Origin of the sequence: Streptomyces sp. DH37, assembly GCF_029813835.1 — a bacterium.
Taxonomy (GTDB): Bacteria; Actinomycetota; Actinomycetes; order Streptomycetales; family Streptomycetaceae; genus Streptomyces.
Window position 1 is genome coordinate 113,560 of record NZ_JARVKV010000011.1, and the last position, 19,700, is coordinate 133,259.

17 protein-coding genes and 3 pseudogenes are annotated in these 19,700 nt (G+C 72.3%); 14 read left to right on the forward strand and 6 right to left on the reverse strand.

Annotated elements, in window-relative coordinates; translation table 11 throughout:
* Nucleotides 1-91 precede the first annotated feature (91 nt).
* Nucleotides 92-856: an aminoacyl-tRNA hydrolase gene (locus QC029_RS09000; RefSeq protein ID WP_279554975.1), complete on the forward strand. Its 765-nt coding sequence runs from the start codon at nt 92-94 to the stop codon at nt 854-856.
* Nucleotides 857-905: 49 nt separating this feature from the next.
* On the opposite strand, the gene QC029_RS09005 is transcribed toward QC029_RS09000, so the two are convergent.
* Nucleotides 906-2,552: a BCCT family transporter gene (locus QC029_RS09005; protein ID WP_279554976.1), complete on the reverse strand. Its 1,647-nt coding sequence runs from the start codon at nt 2,550-2,552 to the stop codon at nt 906-908.
* A gap of 192 nt (nt 2,553-2,744) precedes the next feature.
* Between QC029_RS09005 and QC029_RS09010 the strand changes: the two are divergent.
* Nucleotides 2,745-4,074, forward strand: a pseudogene (locus QC029_RS09010) (DUF692 domain-containing protein).
* Nucleotides 4,075-4,182: 108 nt separating this feature from the next.
* A pseudogene (locus QC029_RS09015) lies at nt 4,183-4,791 on the forward strand (TIGR04222 domain-containing membrane protein); the annotation flags it as partial.
* Nucleotides 4,792-5,065: 274 nt separating this feature from the next.
* Here the strand turns inward: QC029_RS09015 and QC029_RS09020 are convergent.
* Complete coding sequence (locus QC029_RS09020; RefSeq protein WP_336621569.1) at nt 5,066-5,188, reverse strand: DUF397 domain-containing protein; 123 nt, start codon at nt 5,186-5,188, stop codon at nt 5,066-5,068.
* A 4-nt stretch (nt 5,189-5,192) separates the two neighbouring features.
* On the reverse strand, nt 5,193-5,564 hold the full coding sequence (locus QC029_RS09025; protein ID WP_336621570.1) for a Scr1 family TA system antitoxin-like transcriptional regulator: 372 nt from the start codon (nt 5,562-5,564) through the stop codon (nt 5,193-5,195).
* Between the two features lie 438 nt (nt 5,565-6,002).
* On the opposite strand from QC029_RS09025, the gene QC029_RS09030 reads away from it, so the two are divergent.
* The gene (locus QC029_RS09030; RefSeq protein ID WP_279554977.1) at nt 6,003-7,148 is read left to right on the forward strand and encodes a hypothetical protein; all 1,146 of its coding nucleotides are present in this window, start codon (nt 6,003-6,005) and stop codon (nt 7,146-7,148) included.
* A 63-nt stretch (nt 7,149-7,211) separates the two neighbouring features.
* Here the strand turns inward: QC029_RS09030 and QC029_RS09035 are convergent, their stop codons facing one another.
* Together QC029_RS09035 and QC029_RS09040 are read right to left on the reverse strand one after the other, a co-directional pair.
* Nucleotides 7,212-7,406, reverse strand: coding sequence for a DUF397 domain-containing protein (locus tag QC029_RS09035; protein ID WP_279554978.1), 195 nt, complete (start codon nt 7,404-7,406; stop codon nt 7,212-7,214).
* Nucleotides 7,403-8,251, reverse strand: a complete 849-nt coding sequence (locus QC029_RS09040; protein WP_279554979.1) for a helix-turn-helix transcriptional regulator — start codon at nt 8,249-8,251, stop codon at nt 7,403-7,405. The genes QC029_RS09035 and QC029_RS09040 overlap by 4 nt, the downstream gene beginning before the upstream one ends.
* A gap of 163 nt (nt 8,252-8,414) precedes the next feature.
* Between QC029_RS09040 and QC029_RS09045 the strand changes: the two genes are divergently transcribed.
* Complete coding sequence (locus tag QC029_RS09045; protein WP_279554980.1) at nt 8,415-8,915, forward strand: ATP-binding protein; 501 nt, start codon at nt 8,415-8,417, stop codon at nt 8,913-8,915.
* A 745-nt stretch (nt 8,916-9,660) separates the two neighbouring features.
* Here the strand turns inward: QC029_RS09045 and QC029_RS09050 are convergent.
* Nucleotides 9,661-10,029, reverse strand: coding sequence for a hypothetical protein (locus tag QC029_RS09050; protein ID WP_279554981.1), 369 nt, complete (start codon nt 10,027-10,029; stop codon nt 9,661-9,663).
* A gap of 313 nt (nt 10,030-10,342) precedes the next feature.
* Between QC029_RS09050 and QC029_RS09055 the strand changes: the two genes are divergently transcribed.
* The 9 genes and pseudogenes from QC029_RS09055 to QC029_RS09090 all read left to right on the forward strand — a co-directional run bounded on the left by QC029_RS09055 (nt 10,343) and on the right by QC029_RS09090 (nt 19,601).
* Nucleotides 10,343-10,759 (forward strand): SseB family protein, encoded by a 417-nt coding sequence (locus QC029_RS09055; RefSeq protein WP_279554982.1) that lies wholly within the window; start codon nt 10,343-10,345, stop codon nt 10,757-10,759.
* The gene (locus QC029_RS09060; protein ID WP_279554983.1) at nt 10,756-11,400 is read left to right on the forward strand and encodes a hypothetical protein; all 645 of its coding nucleotides are present in this window, start codon (nt 10,756-10,758) and stop codon (nt 11,398-11,400) included. The genes QC029_RS09055 and QC029_RS09060 overlap by 4 nt, the downstream gene beginning before the upstream one ends.
* Nucleotides 11,400-16,112, forward strand: a complete 4,713-nt coding sequence (locus QC029_RS09065; RefSeq protein WP_279554984.1) for a putative T7SS-secreted protein — start codon at nt 11,400-11,402, stop codon at nt 16,110-16,112. The genes QC029_RS09060 and QC029_RS09065 overlap by 1 nt, the downstream gene beginning before the upstream one ends.
* 15 nt (nt 16,113-16,127) lie before the next feature.
* Nucleotides 16,128-16,661, forward strand: coding sequence for a hypothetical protein (locus QC029_RS09070; RefSeq protein ID WP_279554985.1), 534 nt, complete (start codon nt 16,128-16,130; stop codon nt 16,659-16,661).
* A gap of 13 nt (nt 16,662-16,674) precedes the next feature.
* The gene (locus QC029_RS09075; RefSeq protein WP_279554986.1) at nt 16,675-16,980 is read left to right on the forward strand and encodes a hypothetical protein; all 306 of its coding nucleotides are present in this window, start codon (nt 16,675-16,677) and stop codon (nt 16,978-16,980) included.
* A gap of 109 nt (nt 16,981-17,089) precedes the next feature.
* Nucleotides 17,090-17,485 (forward strand): DUF6086 family protein, encoded by a 396-nt coding sequence (locus QC029_RS31175; RefSeq protein ID WP_369281316.1) that lies wholly within the window; start codon nt 17,090-17,092, stop codon nt 17,483-17,485.
* 15 nt (nt 17,486-17,500) lie between these two features.
* A pseudogene (locus QC029_RS09080) lies at nt 17,501-17,578 on the forward strand (Imm7 family immunity protein); the annotation flags it as partial.
* A gap of 335 nt (nt 17,579-17,913) precedes the next feature.
* Complete coding sequence (locus QC029_RS09085) at nt 17,914-18,336, forward strand: hypothetical protein (RefSeq protein WP_279554987.1); 423 nt, start codon at nt 17,914-17,916, stop codon at nt 18,334-18,336.
* A 572-nt stretch (nt 18,337-18,908) separates the two neighbouring features.
* Nucleotides 18,909-19,601: a glycoside hydrolase family 11 protein gene (locus tag QC029_RS09090; protein ID WP_279554988.1), complete on the forward strand. Its 693-nt coding sequence runs from the start codon at nt 18,909-18,911 to the stop codon at nt 19,599-19,601.
* Nucleotides 19,602-19,700 lie beyond the last annotated feature (99 nt).

The window sequence follows — 19,700 nt, forward strand, 5'->3', positions numbered from 1 at the left end:
CCCGCGGACCGGCCTCGTACCCGCCCTCGTACCCGCCCCGGTGCCGCGCAGCGGACGCGGCCACCCGTGCGGCGGCTGGCAGACTGGGCCCGTGAGCACCTCCGGCACCCCCTCGGCCGGCCCCGCCCCCGCCGGCGCGTACGCGTACGCCGCGGCGGACCGGGACGCCGCGCCGCAGTACGTCCTGCCGCTCGTCGTCCGGATCGAGCGGTCCTCTCCCCCGGGTCCGCCCACCCGTACCGACGCCCTGGAGACGGCGGCGCGCGCGGTGCTGGTGATGCTGTCGGACGAGCGCGCGACGGACCCCGGCGGCCCCTGGCACCGGGTGGTGCGGGACTGGCAGGACGGGCGCATCCGCAAGGTGGTGCGCCGGGCGCGCGGCGCGGAGTGGCGGCGGGCCGGTGCCCTGCCGGGCGTCACGGTGACCGGCGGGGGCGAGCACCCGGCCGAGGTGCGGGTGTTCCCGCCCGTCCCGCTGGACGGCTGGCCGAAGGACCTGGCCCGCCTCCAGGTCTCCGGCACCGAACTGGAGGACCCCGCGCCGCCCGCCGGGCCGGAGCCGGGCACGCCCGTGCTGTGGCTGAACCCGGAGCTGGGGATGTCCGCGGGCAAGGCGATGGCCCAGGCCGGGCACGGCGCCCAGCTCGCCTGGTGGGAGCTGGACGGCCCGGCCCGCGACGCCTGGCGCGCGGCCGGTTTCCCGCTCGCGGTCCGTACCGCCCCTCCCGGGGAGTGGGACCGGCTGACGGCCGCGGGCCTGCCGGTGGTGCGCGACGCCGGTTTCACCGAGATCGCCCCGGGCTCGGCCACGGTCGTGGCCGAGCATCCGGCGCTGCGCCGCCGAGAGGACCGCTGAGGAGCCGCGGAGGGGCCGCTGAGAAACCGCTGAGGGGCCGCTGAGAGGGCTACCGCCCGCCGCCTCCGGGGCTCCGGTCCCCGGAGACCTGCCTCCCGGCGCCCCACTCCCGTGTCCGGCGCTCCCGCTCCATCCGCCGCCGCAGCGCGGGGGGCGGGCCGGTGAGTTCGGGGAAGTCCGCCCGCAGGGCGCGGACGAGCGAGTACATCATCAGGAACGCCAGGACGAAGAACGGCAGGCCGAGCACCGTGATCACCTCGGCGAGCGCGTCGAGGCCGCCCTTGCCGGTGGCCGCGATCAGCGTCCCCGCGACCACGCCCTCGGTGACCGCCCAGAACACGCGCTGGCGCGTCGGGCCGCCCTCCTCCCGGTGCCCGGCGCTGAGCATGTCCACCACCAGGGACGCCGAGTCCGAGGAGGTGGTGAAGAAGATGACCACGATCAGCACCGAGAGGGCGGAGACGAACGTGGTGAGCGGGTAGTTCTCCAGGAAGGTGAAGAGCGCGCCGGGGATGTCGCCCTCCTCCACGACCTCCCGCACCAGGCCGCCCGCGCCGTTCAGCTCGATGTCGATGGCGGACATCCCGAAGACGCTGAACCACACGATGGTGAAGGCCGTGGGCAGCGCGAGGACGCCGAGGACGAACTCCCGGATCGTGCGGCCCCGCGAGATGCGGGCGACGAAGATGCCCACGAACGGCGACCAGGTGATCGTCCAGGCCCAGTAGAACACCGTCCAGGTGCCCTGCCAGCCGGTGTCGGCGAAGGTGTCGTTCCAGAAGGCCAGCGAGACCAGCGAGGACAGGTAGACGCCGACGTTCTCGATGACGCCCTTGGCCAGGAACAGCGTCGCCCCGGTGACGAGCACGAAGAGCATGAGCCCGACGGCCATGACGATGTTGATGTTCGACAGCCGCTTGATGCCCTTGTCCAGGCCGAAGACCACCGAGGTGGTGGCGACGGCGGTGATCACGGCGATCAGCAGGACCTGGACCAGGGAGTTCTCCGGCAGGCCGAACAGCCGCGCGAGCCCGCTGTTGATCTGCATGGTCCCCAGGCCGATGGAGACCGCGACGCCGAAGAGCGTGCCCATCACCGCCGCGATGTCCACGATCCGGCCCGCGGTGCCGTACACCCGGTCCCCCAGCAGGGGGTGGAGGACGGAGCTGACCCGGAACGGCATCCCGCGCACGTAGACGAAGTAGGCGAACGTCAGCGAGGGCAGGCAGAAGATCGACCAGGTGTGCAGGCCGAAGTGGTACAGCGAGTAGGCCATGGCCATCCGGGCCGCCTCGGCCGTCTCCGGCTCGACGCCCTGCTGGGGCGGCTCGGCGAAGTGGCTGATCGGCTCGGCGACGCCCCAGAACATCAGGATCGTGCCGATCCCGGCGGCGAACAGCATCGCGAACCAGGTCCGCGTGCTGTACTCCGGGCGGTCGTCCTGGGCTCCCAGGCGCACGTGGCCGTAGCGGCTGACGGCGATCCAGAGCAGGTAGACCAGGAAGGTCGTCACGCCCAGGATGTAGAACCAGCCCAGGTTGGTGAGGAGCCAGTCCGAGGCCGCCGCGAAGACCCGGTCCACCTGCTCCGTCAGCGAGATCGCCGCCACCACGAACACCACGGTGAGCCCGGCGGAGGTGAAGAAGATGACCGGATCGGTACGGAGCCCCAGCAGGCGCTGCAGCTTTTCCAGCATGGTCCTCTCCCTGGAGGCTCGTACGATTCTGTCGTCTTCCGGCCCGATGCGGGCGCGACACACGGAAGGTGGCCGCGGGCGGGCCGGGGCGAAGCTCAGACGAAGCTCTGAACTCCGCGCCGGAGGATTGGTGATCCCTCTGCCCGGAGATGACAACCGCACACGGGGGAGGAGCCGTCGAGGGGGGCGGGCATGGCAGGGCTGGGGACGGGGATCGGCTGGCGTCCGGAGATCGCGGACGTGGTCGACGCGCTGCCGGACGTCGGCTGGGTCGAGGTGGTCGCGGAGAACGTCTGCCCCGACCACCTGCCGCCGGGGCTGGTGCGGCTGCGCGAGCGCGGCATCACCGTGGTGCCGCACGGGGTGGGGCTCGGGCTCGGGGGCGCGCAGCGGCCCGACCCCGGGCGGCTGGCGGCGCTGGCGCGCCGGGCCGAGGCGCTGGGGGCCCCGCTGGTCACCGAGCACATCGCGTTCGTACGGGCCGGGGGGCCGCCGGCCGGCACGCCGCCGATGGAGGCCGGGCACCTGCTGCCGGTGCCGCGCACCCGCGACGCGCTGGAGGTGCTCTGCGAGAACGTGATGATCGCCCAGGACGCGCTGCCCGTGCCGCTCGCCCTGGAGAACATCGCGGCCCTCTTCCCCTGGCCCGGCGAGGAACTGACGGAGGAGCGGTTCCTGACCGAGCTGGTGGACCGCACCGGCGTCGGCCTGCTGATCGACGTCGCCAACCTCCACACCAACCGCGTCAACCGCGGCGAGGACCCGCTGGCCGTCCTGGACGGCCTGCCGCTGGACGCGCTGGCGTACGTGCACGTGGCGGGCGGCGTGGAGCGCGACGGGGTGTGGCACGACAGCCACGCCCACCCGGTGCCCGAGCCGGTGCTCGGACTGCTGGCGGAGCTGTGCGCGCGCACCGCGCCGCCCGGCGTGCTGCTGGAGCGCGACGAGGACTTCCCCGCAGCGGAGGAACTGGCCGCCGAACTGGCCGCCGTACGCGACGTGTTCGAGCGGACCGCGAGGGACGGGGGAGGCGCGCGTGTCTGAGACGGGGACCGGTGCGGACGCCGCCGCGGGGACCGGTGCGGACACCGGCGGCGGCACCGACGCGGCACGCCGCCGGCTCGCCGCCGCCCAGGCCGCCCTGCTGGGCGCCCTGGTCGCGGACGGCCCCGTGCCCGAGGGCTTCAACGCCGAACGGCTGCGCGTCCAGAGCCGGGCGCTGATCGCCAAACGGGCCTCCGTCGTCGCCGGGATCGCACCCGAACTGCCGCACATCCTGGGCGAGCGCTACCGCCCGGCGTTCGCCGCCTACGCCCGCGGACGCCCCATGACCGGCGGGTACCGCCCGGACGCCCTGCGCTTCGTCGCGCACCTGCTGGACTCGGACCCCACCCTGTCCCGGGCCACGCGGCGGCGGCTGCGCCGCTGGTACCGCGAACGCTCCGGCGAGGCCCCTCGGGGGTGGGGCCTCGCCGGTCCGCTCCTGCGCCGTCTGCGCCGGGCCCGCTCCGCGGGGGCGTAGCGGGCCCCCAGCGCCGTGCGGGCCGTGCCGACGTATCAGCCGTACCGGCCGTATCGCATGCCGAACACCCCGTGGCGCTCCGTCCGCCCGTCCGGATAGAACTCCCCCATGCGGGTGCTCTTCCTCCTCACCGCCTGGGGCGCGGCACTGACCTCGTGCGTCCGGCTGTGCCAGGTGGTGCGGGCGGCCGATGACGCCCCGGCGCCGCCCGCCGGCACCGCGCGCGGGCTGAGCCTGTACGAGACGGCGTTCCTGTCCGGCGGACCGGGCCGGGTCACCGACCTCGCCCTGGTGTCGATGTCCCGCCGCCGTCGGCTGCTGCTCGCCCACACCGGCTGGGCCACCGTCGTCGATCCGCACGGCCGCGACGACATCGAGCGCTCGGTCCTCGCCGCCATCGGCCCCGGCGGCCAGTTGCCCGTCCCGGCGGTCCGCACCGCCCTGGCCGCCGCCGAGGCCGTACGCGCCCTCGCCGAGCGACTGGCCGCGGCCGGGCTGGCGGTGCCGGACGGGACCCGCACCGCCGTCGCCGCGGCCCTGCGGCAGGTGCGGCTCGCGGGCGGCCTGGCCCTGGTGACGGCCGCGGTGGCGCTCCTGCTGCTGCCGCCGGAGGCGGACCGGGGCGTGGTGGCCGTCTGGTTCGCCCTGCCGCTGGTGCTGACCACGGGCTGCCTGGCCATCGCGCGCTTCGAGGTGGGGGCGCCGGAGCAGTGGGCCTCCCCGGCCGGGCTGCGGCGACTGCGGGCCGTCGCCGGTGCCGTGGGGAAGGTCCCGGCGGAGGCGACGGCGGTGACGGCGGCGACGGCGGAGATCCGTCCGGAGCCGGCGACCGCGCCCTGCTCACCGTCCTGGCGCTGCGCGGCCCGTCCGCCCTCGCCGACCCGGCGCTGCGCGCGGCGCTCGGCGCCGGCGGCGCACCGCACCGCCGGGCGGACTGAGCCCCGGGGCCGCGGGGCGGGCCCGCTGTTCCGTTCGGAGGCCCCGGCCGGAACTACCCCGCCGCGAGCGCCGGGAACGCCGCCCACTCGTCGCGGCCGATCCGCAGCACAGGGCCGTCGCCCGCCGCCTTGGAGTCCCGCACGTACACGGCCTCCGGCCCGGCGGACACCTCCACGCAGTCACCGCCGCTCGTTTCGCTGTGACTGCAGCGCGTTGACCTCTACCAGCCGTCGCCACCGTTGGCGCATGACCTCCGGGCCGCCTACGAGATCGCGTAGCGCCTCCTGGCTGATGATGAACGACAGTTCCGCCAGCGGCACCCGACTCAACAGCTTCCGGCGGCTCAGCGCCTCCAGCGCCCGGTCCGCCGCGATCGTGAACGCGGCCTTCGCCGGCCGCCGCCCCTGCTCGACCGAGGCGGCCTGCTCCAGCGAGTAGCCGATGGCGTCCCCGAGCTTCTGCTCGCTCAACCCGACCTGTTTGCACAGGTGTTGAAGCAGTCTGCCGTAGGCCGACCACACCCCCGGCGGATCGCCGCCGTCCTCCTTCACCCGTTCCGCGTGTCCCGCACCGCCTCACTCCCCTTCGTCCCCGAGTGCATCCCGCCCGTCGGCTCCCCCGGCGGCTTCCGCCGTCCGTCACCGCCGGGGCCATGCCCAACGTGGCCCACGGGGGCCGGGCATGCATGGCCTGGAACCCGTACAACACCCGTACAAGGTCCGGTTGTACGGCTCTCCGCCGGTCGGCGGAGGCTCGGCCATCGTCCGCCGCCCACCGCCTTCCGCTTCGCGGGATCGAGAGGAAGGAGCGGGGCACATACGTCCAGGTCATCACCCCTTCGGGGGTGCTGAGACGGAACCGCCCAGCATGGGGCCGCCCGTTCCGTGAACACCGGCGGCCCGGCCCCGTCTTGGCCGGAAAACGCCTGCGTCGCCCGATCGGACCCAGGGAAAGGATCGGCTCGTCACTCAAAGCGACAAGGGGGTTGCGTGGGGTTCGGGCAAGGATGGAAAGAGCGCTTCGAGGGGAAGCTCGATGCCTGCGACAAAAAGCTCAGCGAGATCGACAAGGGAGTCGCGGCGGTCCGTACGTCGCTCGTCGAGGCGGTCGACAGGTCCGCGTCACCGCCACCGCAGGCATCGGACCAGGAGCTCTACAAGCTCCGGGAGGCCGTCTCCACCGGGACCATGGTCCTGCGGGAGGAGAACCGGGAACTGCGCCGGCGACAGGAGAGGATGCTCGGCGACCTGAAGGACCTGCGCCTGGAAATCACCGGCAGCCGTACCGGGGCGCACCCGCCGTCCGTCCCGGTCGCCCCCGGTGCCAGTGACTCCGGCGAACCCGGGGACGAAAAGACGGGGCCGACAGAGGACCCGCCGCCGGACCCGTCGGTCGAGACCTCCCGAGTACAGGACAACCAGCGGCAGGAGAAGCGCGTGGAGCAGGGGCAGGAGCGGGAGTCGGACAGCGAGCGGCCGGAGGCCGGGGACGGCGTACCGGCCACCCCGGCCGGGACGGCTCCCTCCGGGGAGGCCGACAAGACGACGCAGGAACGCGTGAGGACTGTGAAGGACGCCGCCGAGCAGGCTCTCCGGAACCGCTTCCGGACCTCCCGCGGTGAGGGCGGACAGCGGTCGGGGCAGCAGGACGACGGCCAGGGCGCGCCGCGCGACCCGCTGGCCGGGCACGCGGAGCTGCTGCTGAACGCCGCCGGGGTGTCGCGCGCCGAACTGGTCTGCCACCGCGACACCTGGGAGTTCCTGCTCGCTCAGGCCGCACGGCACCCGCGCTTTCGCGTTCCCGGAACGGTCGAGGAAGACGCCGAGCACGGCCTGGTGTGGACGCACCTGTCCGGGCCGTCCCTCATCGCCGCCCTGATCAGCCTCTGGAAGACCCGCGAGGAGCCGAGCAAGGAGGTGGACGCGGACTGGGCGATGGCCGCCGTGCTCTACGACCGCATCCGCGACCGGCTGACCGGGGCCGGGCCCGGCGACGGACGCCGTACCGTCCGCATCGTGCTGGACGACGGGGACGGGCCGGAGGAGACGGCGGGGGTCGCCGAGCCCTCCGAGGACGGCGCCCCGGAAGGCACCGGGGGCTCAGGGGCCTCCGGGGAGGAGCCGGAAGCCGCGTGACCCCAACCGCTCACACCGCTGCGGCCCGGACGGCGTCCGGACCGCAGCGGTGCGGGACCGGGTTCAGCGCCCCGCCGCGAGCGCGACGAAAGCGGCCCATCCGTCGCGGCCGATCCGCAGTACGGGACCGTCGGCCGCCTTGGAGTCCCGCACGTACACGGCCTCCGGCCCGGCGGCCACCTCCACGCAGTCCCCGCCGCTCGTTCCGCTGTAGCTGCTCTTGAACCAGACGCGTCCGTCAGGCTGGTCGGTGGTCATAGCTCCCCTGCCACGCGCTCGATGAGACGTGCGGACTCCTCGGCACTGAGGGCCTGCGTCCGCAGCATGCCATACCGCATCCAGAACTCGCTGACCTCGCGGCGGTCGCTCCTGACGCTCACCACGTCCTGAGCCTCGACGTAGACGTACTGGCCGTGGCCGTGCGTCTCCAGCAGCACCATGGGGCCGTTGAGCCCGCTGTGGGCGCCTCGTTCCGTGGACATGGCCTGGATCTCGACGTTGCGCATCCTGGAGCACTCCAGCAGCTTCTCCAACTGCTCCCTCATCACCTCCCTGTCGCCGACGACGCGGCGCAGCGCCGACTCCTCCACGATGAACACGAAGACGATCGCCGGACCCCTCCGAGTCAGCAGCGCCTGCCGGGCGAGCCGGGCGACCACTCGCTGTTCGACGACCTCCTCGTCCAAGGGCGGGAAGTGGGAGTCGAGGAGCGCGTGGGCGTACGCCTCCGTCTGGAGCAGCCCCGGCACGAGCAGTGGGTCGTAGGAGAAGCGGCTGATCGCCTCCGACTCCAGTGCCGCCACGTCCTGGAAGAACGCGGGCAACTGGGCGCGGTCCACGTCCTCCTGGAGAGTGTTCAGCGCACCGCCGGCCTTCAGTACCCGTTCCGCCGCGCCGGTGAACGCGGCCTTCGCCGGCCGCCGTCCCTGCTCGACCGAGGCGACCTGCTCCAGCGAGTAGCCGATGGCGTCCGCCAGGGACTGCTGGGTAAGGCCCTCGCGTTCGCGGAAGAGGCGGACGAGTTTGCCGTAGGCGCTCCACGCGCCGGGCCGGTCCCCGCCGCCGTCTCCGGCGGGCCTGGCACGCTCGTTGTTCCTGCCCATCGTTCCCCCTGGCCTGTCGCGGGTGCACCTCCATGGCGAACCGCGCCGGTGCCGGACGGGTCACGGGCACCGGCCGTACAGCCGCCGTACAAGGGGCTCGCGCAGGGGCGTGTACGGCGGTCCGACCTGGCCGCGCACCCCCGCGTGACGGGACGGTCACGGCATGCGACATCAAAGTTCCGCCGCCGGGCGGCCCACCACACGCCCCGACGACCGTCCCTCCGAACAGGCCGCCGGCGTACCGCGGTTCACCGCCCGTTTCAGCGGCACCCGGCGGGGCGCGCGGCTGGCGCGCAGGCTCGCCGTGCAGCAGTTCGCCGAGTGGACCGGCCTGCCGCACGGCTGCGACGCCGCGCACACCGTCGCCCTCGTGACGGGCGAGCTGGCGGCCAACGCCGTCGCCCACGGCAGCCTTCCGGGCCGGGACTTCCGGCTGACGCTGCTCCTCCCGCCCGAGCCCGTCGTCGTACGGATCGAGGTGACGGACACCCGCCCCGGCCTCCTCCCCCGCCACCCCGCGGCCGAGCCGGGGCCTCCCGACGCGGTGTCGGGGCGGGGACTGCTCCTGGTCGCGGTGTACGCCGGGCGGTGGGGGTGCGAGGTCCGGGACGCGTTCACCAAGACCGTCTGGGCGGAGGTGCCGCTGCCCGCGCCCGCCCCGTGACACCGCCCGCGACGCGGGGCACGTGTCCCCGTGACGTTCCTCAACGGGCGTGAGGCGGAACGCCTGTGGGATGCCGGAATCGACCCGCGGACCGGTGAACCGCATGAGTACGGCCCCACGCTGGGCGGGCCAGGCCCTTCGGGCCCGTGATGCCGGATTCGGTTGTCGGCGACTCCCGTCGCCCGGCCTCACCGGGGCCTGGCAGGACGACCCGCCACCCCGCACGGGAGCGACCGCTGCCTCCGGGCGGGGGTGTTACTGGGAGAGCCCCGTTCCCCGATCCCCGGGGGGGAACCCGCGTCGGCGCGGCAGGCGCGTCCGTGGCGCGGACCATCGGTACGGGTGGGGCCAGGGCACGGGCGAGGATGGCCGTGACCTGGGGCGCGCGGCCGAGCAGGTGACGGGCGGCCCGGGCGGCGGCCAGGCGGAGGAAGCCGGTCGGGTCGCGTTCCGCTCCGGCGAGCAGGCGCCGCGGCTCGGCGGCGGGCAGTTCGATCGCGGGGCTGTCGTCCCGGTCGGCGTCCACGGTCGGGCGGACGGTGTCGCCGAGTCGTTCGGCGAGCCGTCGTGGACGTTGCACGCGGCGACGCGCATGACCGCCGTGCCGACCTCGGCGGGCGTCAGCGCACCGCCGAGGGGCAGGAAGCCGTACGGCCCGGTCCCGGCCACCGGGTGAAGCCGTCGGGGGCGCGGCCCGATGTCCGCAGCGGCCCCTGCCCGTCGGGCAGGGGCCGTCACGCGGGCGTCAGTTCCCGGCGTAGTGCTCTGCCAGGTCCTTCAGCTCACGGACCCACAGCGCCGTGTCGTCACCGGGCCGCTCGTACGGTTCGCTCCGGGCCAGGCTGAAGAAGCCGCCCGACGGCCGGCGGGTGCTCTGCGACACCACGAGGGCCGACAGCATGGGGAGCCGCCCGTCGGGGTTGTCCCGGGCCGAGGCGTCCTCCAGGAGGTAGGGCATCGGGCCCTTGTAGTAGGGGACATGGTGACCGAGGCCTGCCAGTTCGTCGCTCAGGTCCTTGTACGACAGCGGTTCCGCGCCCCGGCGCGCCCGCTCGCGCAGGATCTCGACCACCGCGTCCAGTGCCTGCTCGTACTCGAGCGTGCCCTTCCTCATGAGCCCCTCCCGGCCTCGTCGTCGCGCGTGCGGGCCGAGCCTATGCCGCAGACCCGTCAACCGGCCCAGCACACAGGGGATTCGCGCCTGCTCCTCCCGGCAGAAGCCGAAGCCCGGGCCGCAGCGCCAGGACGTCCCCGGCGGAGCGAGGCCGGCGAAGAAGGGGAAGCGCAGGAGGCCGGGCAGAGGCAGGCCCGCCAGGCGGGCGCACGTCCGCCCCCCCGGCGTCCGGGGCCGCGGAACTCCTGCTCCCCCGTCGGCGTCATGCCCTACGGTCTACTTCGTTGCCGGGACCAGGACGACGGGGGTCTGCATGCACGACGGTTCGGCGCTCGCGGAGCGAATGGCCCGGCAGCGGAACGGCGCCGGTGACCCGCGGGCGCTGGTAGGCGAGTTCCGCCGTACGGCCGTGCTGGTGCCGTGGGTGGACGGCGGGTTGATGACGGGGGTGTTCGGCGGGGTGCGGTGGATCTACGCGTTCACCGACGAGGCGGCGCTGGCGCGTTTCGCGCGGGCCCGGCAGGCGCCGCCGGACCGGGAGTGGGAGTACGCGGCGCTGCTGGGGGCGCGGCTGCTGGACGTGATCGTGCCGGAGCTGGGCGGTCCGGCCGGGGTGGCGGTGAACGTCGCGGACGAGGACGGCTCCATGCTGTTCCCGCCGGCGAGGGGGATCGTGCCGGACGCGGTGGCGGTGGACGCCGGCGGCGCGGAAGGGGAGGGTGCGCGGTGAGCGGCGACGGGGACCTGGAGTTCTCCCAGGAGGCGCTGGACCTCATCACCAAGGGGCTGAACGGGGCGATCGGCGAGCTGGAGTCGGTCAGCGGTTCCTCCACCGGCTCCCTGCGGGGCGCCGGCTTCTCCGATCTGGCGCTGAGCCACATGGAGGCCGGCCACGGAGGGCTGGCGGCCGACTTCGAGGGGTTCTGCGAGGGGTGGGAGTGGGGCGTGCGCGCCCTGATCATGGACGCCAACGCTCTGGCGGCGCGCCTGGGCCTGGCGGCGGGGATGGTCCACTCCGAGGACCGGTACTGGGAGGGCGCCTTCAAGGTCGGCGCCAACGCGCTGGTGGGCAACCCGCACCTGTCCGAGGAGGAGGTGCAGCAGCAGGGCTGGCAGGACGTCCTCACGCCCGACGCCCCGGACTACAGCGCCGAGTCGTTCCGCACCGCGCAGCAGGAGATGGCGCAGACCTGGAAGGACACCGGCCGGAGCCTGGTCAGCGAGGGCCAGGGCGGCTTCTTCAACGATCTGGCGATGGACGCGGCCGGGGTCGAGGAGCATCAGCGCGAGGCGGTGCGGGACACCCTGTTCGGCCCCTCCCCGCAGGAGCGGGCGCAGCAGGACCGGCCGAGTGGCGGGGGTGAGGGCTGATGGGGTGGGACATCGTCCCCGACGTCGTCGAGGACACCGTCGAGAAGGGGGTCGAGAAGCTCGGCGACGGCGTCGAGTGGCTGGGCGACAAGGCCGCGGACGGGCTGGAGAAGGTCGGCTGGGAGGACGGCGCGGACTGGGTGCGGGAGAAGTCCCGCACCGCCGCCGACGCCCTGGGTGCGGAGGTCGACGAGCTCCGGCTCGGGCAGACCGAGGACCCGAAGAAGCTGGTCTTCGGCAGCGCGGCGAAGCTGCGCTCCACCGCGAGCCACCTGAAGGACTTCGCAACCGCGTTCGACAACGTCGGCAACGGCGTCAAGGGGCTGGACTCCAGCGGGCTGAAGGGCGAGGCGGCCGACGCCTTCCGGACCAAGGCGGCCAAGGAGCCGCCCCGGTGGTTCAAGGCCGCCGACGCCTGCCGGAAGGCCGCCGGGGCGCTGGAGGACTTCGCCTCCACCGTGGAGTGGGCCCAGGGCCGGGCGAAGGCGGCGATCGAGAAGTACCGGGCCGCGGTCAAGGCGTCCGAGGACGCGCGGACCGCGCACAACAGGAAGGTCGACGCGTACAACGCCGCCGCCGACGCCTACAACGCCAAGGTGGAGGCCGGACAGGACCCGGGGACGCCGCCGGTGTGCCCGGCCGCCTTCAAGGATCCGGGCCCGGCGCTGGCCGAGGAGGCCGAGGAGATCCTGGCCGAGGCCCGCAAGCAGCGCAACACCGCCGCGGAGAAGGCCCGTTCGGCCGTGCGGGCGGCGAGGGACGCGGCGCCGGAGAAGCCCTCGTACGCCGATCAGGTCAAGCACGGCCTGGTCGGGATGCATCTGGACGGCTCGCACCTGCTGGGCGGTGCGCTCAAGGGCACGGCCGGGCTGGTCTCCTTCGTCCGCAGCGTCAACCCCACCGACCCGCACAACCTCACCCACCCCGGCGAGTACGTCACCGCGCTCAACGGCACCGCGGCCGGACTGCTCCAGGTCGCCAACAACCCGTGGGGCGCGGGCAGGCAGATGGTCGACCAGTTCATGAAGGACCCGGCCGAGGGCTTCGGCCGGCTGCTGCCCGACCTGGCGCTGACCGCCGCCACCGGAGGCGCCGGCGCGGGCGTCAAGGGCGTCCGCCTCGCGGCCGAGGCCGCGGACGCGGCCAACGACGCCAACCGGGCCCGCCGCGCGCTGGACGGCGACGGCCCGGACCAGCACGGCAGCAAGCCGGAGGAGCGGAACTCCGGCGGCACCGACCCCGTCGACCTGGCCACGGGCAGGATGTTCCTGCCGCAGACGGACGTCACCCTGCCGGGCGCGATGCCGCTGGTGTTCCGGCGGTACGTGGAGTCCGGGTACACCGCGGGGCGGTGGTTCGGGCCGTCGTGGACCTCCACCGTCGACCAGCGGCTGGAGGTGGACGCCGAGGGCGTGGTCTTCGTCGCCGACGACGGGCGGCTGCTGGCCTACCCCCACCCGGCTCCCGGGGCGCCGACGCTGCCGTCGGCCGGGTCGGCGCGGATGCCGCTGGAGCGCACACCGGACGGCGGCTACACCCTCACCGACCCAGACACCGGCTGGGTGCGGCACTTCGCCCCGCCGGCCGGCGGCGAGGCGGACGGCGTGGCGCGGCTGGAGCAGATCACCGACCGGACCGGCCACCAGATCGTCTTCGTCTACGACGAGGTGTCCGGAGCCCCGCTGCGGATCGAGCACGGCGGCGGCTACACCCTGCACCTGACCGTCGAGGGCGGCCGCGTCACCGCGCTCTCGCTCGCCGACCGGGTGGTGATGCGCTACGGCTACACCGACGGCCACCTCACCGACGTCGTCAACTCCTCCGGGCTGCCGCTGCGGTTCGCCTACGACGACGAGGCGCGGGTGATCTCCTGGACCGACACCAACGGCCGCCGCTACGACTACGTCTACGACAACCTGCACCGGTGCGTCGCCGAGGGCGGCACCGAGGGCCACCTGCAGGTCCGCATCGCCTACGACGAGACCGACCCGGACACCGGCCACAAGGTCACCACCCTGACCACCGCCGCCGGCCACGCCACCCGCCACCTGATCGACGACCGCTGCCGCACCGTCGCCACCACCGGCCCGACCGGCCACACCACCCGCTTCCGCCACGACGACCACGGGCGCCCGCTGGAGGTCACCGACCCCCTCGGCCGTACCACGCGGTTCGCCTACGACGAGCACGGTCGCGTCGCCAGCCTGACCCGCCCCGACGGCCGGCAGATCGCCGTCACCCGCAACGACCTCGGTCTGCCCACCGAGATCCGCGAGGCTGACGGTTCGGTGTGGCGCCACACCTACGACGAGCACGGCAACCGGACATCGACCACCGACCCGGCCGGTCACACCACCCACTACGCCTACGACGGACGCGGCCACCTGGCCTCGATCACCGACGCCCTCGGCGCGACGACCACCGTCCGCTGCGACGCGGCCGGCCTGCCCGTCGAGATCACCGACCCCCTGGGCGCGGTCACCCGCTACACCCGGGACGCCTTCGGCCGCCCGACCGCCGTCACCGACCCCCTCGGCGCCGTCACCCGCCTGACCTGGACGGTGGAGGGCAAGCTCGCCCGCCGCACCGGCCCGGACGGAGCCGAGGAGTCCTGGGAGTACGACGGCGAGGGCAACTGCGTCCGCCACACCGACGCGGCCGGCGGGGTGACGTCGTACGAGTACACCCACTTCGACCTGCTCGCCGCCCGTACCGGCCCGGACGGGGTGCGCCACACCTTCACCCACGACACCGAACTGCGCCTGACCCGGGTCACCAACCCGCAGGGTCTGAGCTGGTCGTACGAGTACGACCCGGCGGGACGCCTGATATCCGAGACCGACTTCGACGACCGCACCCTGCGGTACTCCTACGACGCCGCCGGACAGCTGACCGCCCGCACCACCCCGCTCGGCGACACCATCACCTACCGGCACGACGAGCTGGGCCGTCTGGTCCGCAAGGAGACCGGGGAACGGGTCACCACCTACGCCTACGACGCGGCGGGCCGCCCGGTGGAGGCCATCGGCCCCGACGCGGAGGTGCGCTGGCACCGCGACCGGCTGGGGCGGGTGAAGACCGAGCTGGTCAACGGCCGGGCCCTGTCGGTCTCCTACGACGCGCTGGGCCGCCGCACCCGCCGCACCACCCCCACCGGAGCGGTGTCGTCCTTCTCCTACGACGCGGCCGGCAACCGCACCGCCCTGACCACCTCTGGCCGCACCCTGGACTTCGCCCACGACGCGGCCGGACGCGAGACGCGGCGCCGCGTCGGCGACCTCACCCTCGCCCAGGTCTGGGACCCGGCCGGACGCCTCACCGGCCAGACCCTCACCACCGGCCCGGACGCGGTCACCGTCCAGCAGCGCACCTACCGCTACCGCCCGGACGGCCACCTCACCGGCGTCGACGACCTGCTGTCCGGGCACCGCGCCTTCGACCTCGACCCGGTCGGCCGGGTCACCGCCGTCACCGCGGCGGACTGGACCGAGACCTACGCCTACGACGCGGCCGGCAACCAGACCCACGCCTCCTGGCCCACCGGACACGCCGACGCCGACGCCACCGGCGAGCGCGCCTACACCGGCACCCGCCTCACCCGGGCCGGCCGCATCCGCTACGCGTACGACGGGGCCGGCCGCACCGTCCTGCGGCAGCGCGTCCGCCTCTCGAAGAAGCCGGACACCTGGCGCTACGAGTGGGACGCCGAGGACCGCCTCACCACCGTCACCACCCCGGACGGCACCCGCTGGCGCTACCTCTACGACCCGCTGGGCCGCCGCACCGCCAAGCAGCGCCTGGCACCGGACGGCGAAACCGTCGTGGAGCAGGTGGACTTCACCTGGGACGGCCCGGTCCTCATCGAGCAGACCACCACCGCCGACGACCTGCCGCACCCGGTCACCCTCACCTGGGACCACAACGGCCTCACCCCCCTGGCCCAGACCGAACGCCTCCTCGACCCCGGCGACCAGGCCGAGGTGGACCGCCGCTTCTTCGCCATCGTCACCGACCTCGTCGGCGCCCCCACCGAACTCGTCGACGACACCGGCCACATCGCCTGGCACACCCGCACCACCCTGTGGGGCACCACCACCTGGAACCGCGACGCCACCGCCTACACCCCACTGCGTTTCCCCGGCCAGTACCACGACCCCGAAACCGGCCTCCACTACAACCACTTCCGCTACTACGACCCGGCCACCGCCCGCTACGCCACCCCCGACCCCCTCGGCCTGGCCCCCGCCCCCAACCCGGTCGCCTACGTCCACAACCCCCACACCTGGACCGACCCCCTCGGACTGACCCCATACGAGAACAAGTTGCCACAGCAGCTTGACAGAGAATTGTCGCAGGCTGATCGCCTCGGCGTCACACCCACAAGGCCGGGAAGCCCCGATTTCGACAGGGTAATAGGGGAGGGAACAGTCAAGTGGGCTGTTGACGAGTCCGGCAACCTTGCAGTCATTCCTAAATTTGTCGATGGGCAGGAGGTGTACCATCCGGTTATCACCGGAGGTCGCCCCGTGCTTGCTGCGGGCGAAGCGGATATCGCCGGCTGGGACGGGAACTACTGGGGAGCGGCGCTCAACAATAGAAGCGGACACTTCACACCTTCGGACGCCAGCCTGGATGTGGGACGAGAGGCGTTCGAGAGGGCAGGGATTGTCTTTGACCCGTCCTCAGTGAAGTATTGGTGGCAGGATGAATGATGACGGAGAACTGTAATGGACAACACCGCGCCGCAGCCAACCTCCCTCTCCGATGCCGAAAAGGCACTTTCATCTAGTTTCTCCGAGCCCACAGATCCGAACTTCTGGGAAACTTTCCGCGAGTTTTGCGTGGTCTCGATGCAGAGTCGAGAAATTCCTGCAACGGAACGGTTGCGATTCGCAAAAGCCGCTCTCGGTGTCGTATTCAGGCAGCGGCAATCGCAGAGCTTTGGCCCCACTCGGTCCGCCGCCGACGAAGCTCGTATTCGCGCTTACGCGATCTCCGAATTCGGAGCCGAAGCAAACGACCCTGTTCGAGATCCAAAGACTGCGGCCAACGTCGTACTCTCGGCTCTCGGAGAGGATATCCGGGAGATTGACGAGCTGTGCGAAAGGTGGCAGGGAAGCGGGATCGAAACCATACGGAGGCTCCGTCGCGTCAAGAACCTTGTCAAACCTCTCGAGTTGGTGATTCCCCACCTCGCCACCGGCTCCAGGGAGAGGGTTGATGCCGAGAAGTGGTTTTCCCTCTGGTCTCGTCTGCCCTGAAGGCAGAAGATGGGTGCCGCCTGCCCCTCAGGCTCGCCGCCGGGATTACCGGGGAACTCGTCTACACCGGCACCCGCCTCACCCGGGCCAGACGCGTTCGCTGGGCCGCCGCACCGCCAAGCAGCGCCTGACGCCGGGTGGCGAGGCCGCCGAGGAGATCCTGTTCACCTGGGACGGCACCCGGCCGGCGGAGGAGACCAACCGCGTCACCCACACCCTCCCGACCTGGAACCGCGACGCCACCGCCTACACCCCACTGCGCTTCCCCTGCGAGTACCACGACACCGAGACGGATGAGAGAATGCTCCTATCGTCCTAGACTTCACGAGCCCGGGAACCAATCCTTCGCTCAGGAACGCCGCCGGGGCTTCTGTTGAAACGTAACGGCAGGGAAACCCTGGGATTGACGTAAGGATCAGGTGGAGTGAGTGAGCTGTTTTTTTCAAGTCGGAGACAGTGACGTCTGGAATCCGGCCAACTTCGTGGCAAGAGTATTTCACGCAGAGGCCTTGGCGCTGGCTCAGGTTTTCGGCGTACCTCCCGGCCTAGGACCTATCGTCGATGACGAGTGCCAAATCGATGGCCAGGCTTTCGCTCATTTCATGACAGTCCTCCTGCGCGAACATCAGAAAACCGACCACATCATCCTGAGATCTCTGCTTGAAGGGGTCATCGGAGTTGGGTTGGTGCTACTCGAGCGCGCAGGTGAAAGCGGTGAGGAGATTTCTCGAGATGTTGGGGAGCCCTGGGAGGACAGACGCCGTGTCCTTTCTAGGAGAATGACATACGAGCGCTCCGCCTATATGGAGGAGCCACCGGGGTAGAGCGCTTTCCGTGTCCGAGTCATGGCCAGGGGCGAACTCCACACTCGCCTGGACCCGTTCCTCTCCCCCACCCGACCGGTCATCGAGGACTGAGCGGACAACCGTGGCCAGCCGGATTCGGTGAGGTGGCATGCGCGTGAACATCGCTTTGAGTGCCGTGGACGCCGTGGTGACGGACGCTCCGTTGTCTTTTGCTCCGTGTCTGGCCTTGGACGTGCCGCAGGTGATCGTCGGCGGGTTCGGAGCAAGGCGGAGTTCGAGCAGCAGACACGGGCGACCTCCGGTTCGACAAGGAGAGTCATGAGTTGGTGGGCGTCGGGCTCCACATGCCGAACGAGACCGCTCCCGCGGAAGCCGGCATTCACATCCCCGACGGGATTCCGACTCTCCGGGGTGGGCTTCGCGCGAACGAGGTACGCGATTTCGGCGTGCCGCAGGCGACCATGCTGCACTGCGACACCGAGGCAGCCGAGCCGATCTGCCTGCGGGACCTTGCGGTCCCGGACGCGCCCCTGGAGGCGCGTATCGGTATCGCCCCCGGACTGGTGCTGCTCGTTCAGGGCGGCGCCGTCGTGGGATGGAGTCTGGCCGACCCGGCGCGCTACCTCACCAGCGGGTACACGGCCGCCGACCCGGTCCCGCCGTCCCCGGACACTCGGCGGCGCCTGGCCGAATACCTGGCCCTGTCCACCCGGCCCCTGGTCGACGAGGTGATGGACAAGGAGCCGGACGCCTGGCACCGGCTGCGTACGGCCGAGCGGGCCCTGCTCAGCCGGCGGGAGGACCGGAGCAGGGCCGAGATCCTGCGCCGGCTCGTCACCCGCATGATCGAGGACCACGGCAACCGGTGATGGGCAGCGCTGCCGCAGGGGAAGGCATACGCAGTCCCGCCGTCGCGACGCGCACCTTCCTGGAGTCCGGGCCGCTGGAGTGAGCAGGGCGGGCAGGTTCGTGTGGGAGTGCACCTCGCTCCCCGGCGCCGTGCTGGATGCCGACTCGCCGCCCCCTGCTCAGCACGCCCCGGAATGGTTCCGAAAGTTTCGGAACTACATCCTGCTCGTTTCCTGCGAGTCCGGGACTTCATCGATCATCCTTGGAGGCGAGGTGACGCCATCTCCACCTGACCAGGGATGATCAGTCCTTAGCGGAGACCGATAGCAGCGCTAACTTCCGTAAAATTTCCGGGAACTGTTGACAACTCAGGGGCGTCGGACCAACCTATCGGCATCGACAGGCCCCCACCGCTGTCGATCCGGGTCACCCGTCGTGCCCCGGTCCTCCGGTCGCCGCCCCCACGACGACCGGCGTCCCCCCACCGTCGTCGATGCGACGCCGACGCACGGTGGCCGCCCCGCGGCCACCGGCGGTCCGCCGGGTCGCATCGCGCTGTCTGGCCTGCCGCCAGCCTTCGCGAGGAGGAAGCATGGACAAGAACGACGCCCCCACCCCCCAGCAGATGAGCCGCAGGGGTTTCGTCGGCCGCGCCGGCGCCCTGGCGGTGGCCACGACCGGGCTGATGCTGCCCGGCACCGGCACCGCCCACGCCCAGACCGTCACCTCGAACCAGACGGGCAACCACAACGGCTTCTACTACTCGTTCTGGACCGACGCCCCCGGAACGGTCTCCATGACCATGGGGTCCGGCGGCAACTACAGCACCTCGTGGCGGAACACCGGCAACTTCGTCTGCGGCAAGGGCTGGAGCAACGGCAGCCGCCGGACCGTGCGCTACTCGGGCAGCTTCAACCCGTCCGGCAACGGATACCTGTGCCTCTACGGGTGGACGTCGAACCCGCTCGTGGAGTACTACATCGTCGACAACTGGGGCACCTACCGGCCCACGGGAGAGTACCGGGGCACCGTCACCAGCGACGGCGGCACCTACGACATCTACAAGACGACGCGGTACAACCAGCCCTCCGTCGAGGGCACCAGGACCTTCGACCAGTACTGGAGCGTCCGGCAGCAGAAGAAGACCGGCGGCACCATCACCACCGGCAACCACTTCGACGCGTGGTCCCGGGTCGGGCTGCGGATGGGCAGCTTCAACTACTACATGATCATGGCGACCGAGGGTTACCAGAGCAGCGGGAACTCCAACATCACGGTGAGCTGAGGGGCGTCCCGCCCGCCGGAGGGATCGTCCCGGCCCGCCGGCACCCGCAGTACCGCACCCGTTCCGCAGTACCGCACCTGTGGCGCGGCGGCCCCCGGC

What these genes read in the sequence shown, in the direction of transcription:
- QC029_RS09035 (WP_279554978.1), bottom strand. Translation starts at nt 7,406, where the DNA reads ATGACCACCGACCAGCCTGACGGACGCGTCTGGTTCAAGAGCAGCTAC.
- QC029_RS09055 (WP_279554982.1), top strand. Translation starts at nt 10,343, where the DNA reads ATGCACGACGGTTCGGCGCTCGCGGAGCGAATGGCCCGGCAGCGGAAC.
- QC029_RS09090 (WP_279554988.1), top strand. Translation starts at nt 18,909, where the DNA reads ATGGACAAGAACGACGCCCCCACCCCCCAGCAGATGAGCCGCAGGGGT.
- QC029_RS09070 (WP_279554985.1), top strand. Translation starts at nt 16,128, where the DNA reads ATGGACAACACCGCGCCGCAGCCAACCTCCCTCTCCGATGCCGAAAAG.
- QC029_RS09045 (WP_279554980.1), top strand. Translation starts at nt 8,415, where the DNA reads ATGCGACATCAAAGTTCCGCCGCCGGGCGGCCCACCACACGCCCCGAC.
- QC029_RS09065 (WP_279554984.1), top strand. Translation starts at nt 11,400, where the DNA reads ATGGGGTGGGACATCGTCCCCGACGTCGTCGAGGACACCGTCGAGAAG.
- QC029_RS09050 (WP_279554981.1), bottom strand. Translation starts at nt 10,029, where the DNA reads ATGAGGAAGGGCACGCTCGAGTACGAGCAGGCACTGGACGCGGTGGTC.
- QC029_RS09040 (WP_279554979.1), bottom strand. Translation starts at nt 8,251, where the DNA reads ATGGGCAGGAACAACGAGCGTGCCAGGCCCGCCGGAGACGGCGGCGGG.
- QC029_RS09005 (WP_279554976.1), bottom strand. Translation starts at nt 2,552, where the DNA reads ATGCTGGAAAAGCTGCAGCGCCTGCTGGGGCTCCGTACCGATCCGGTC.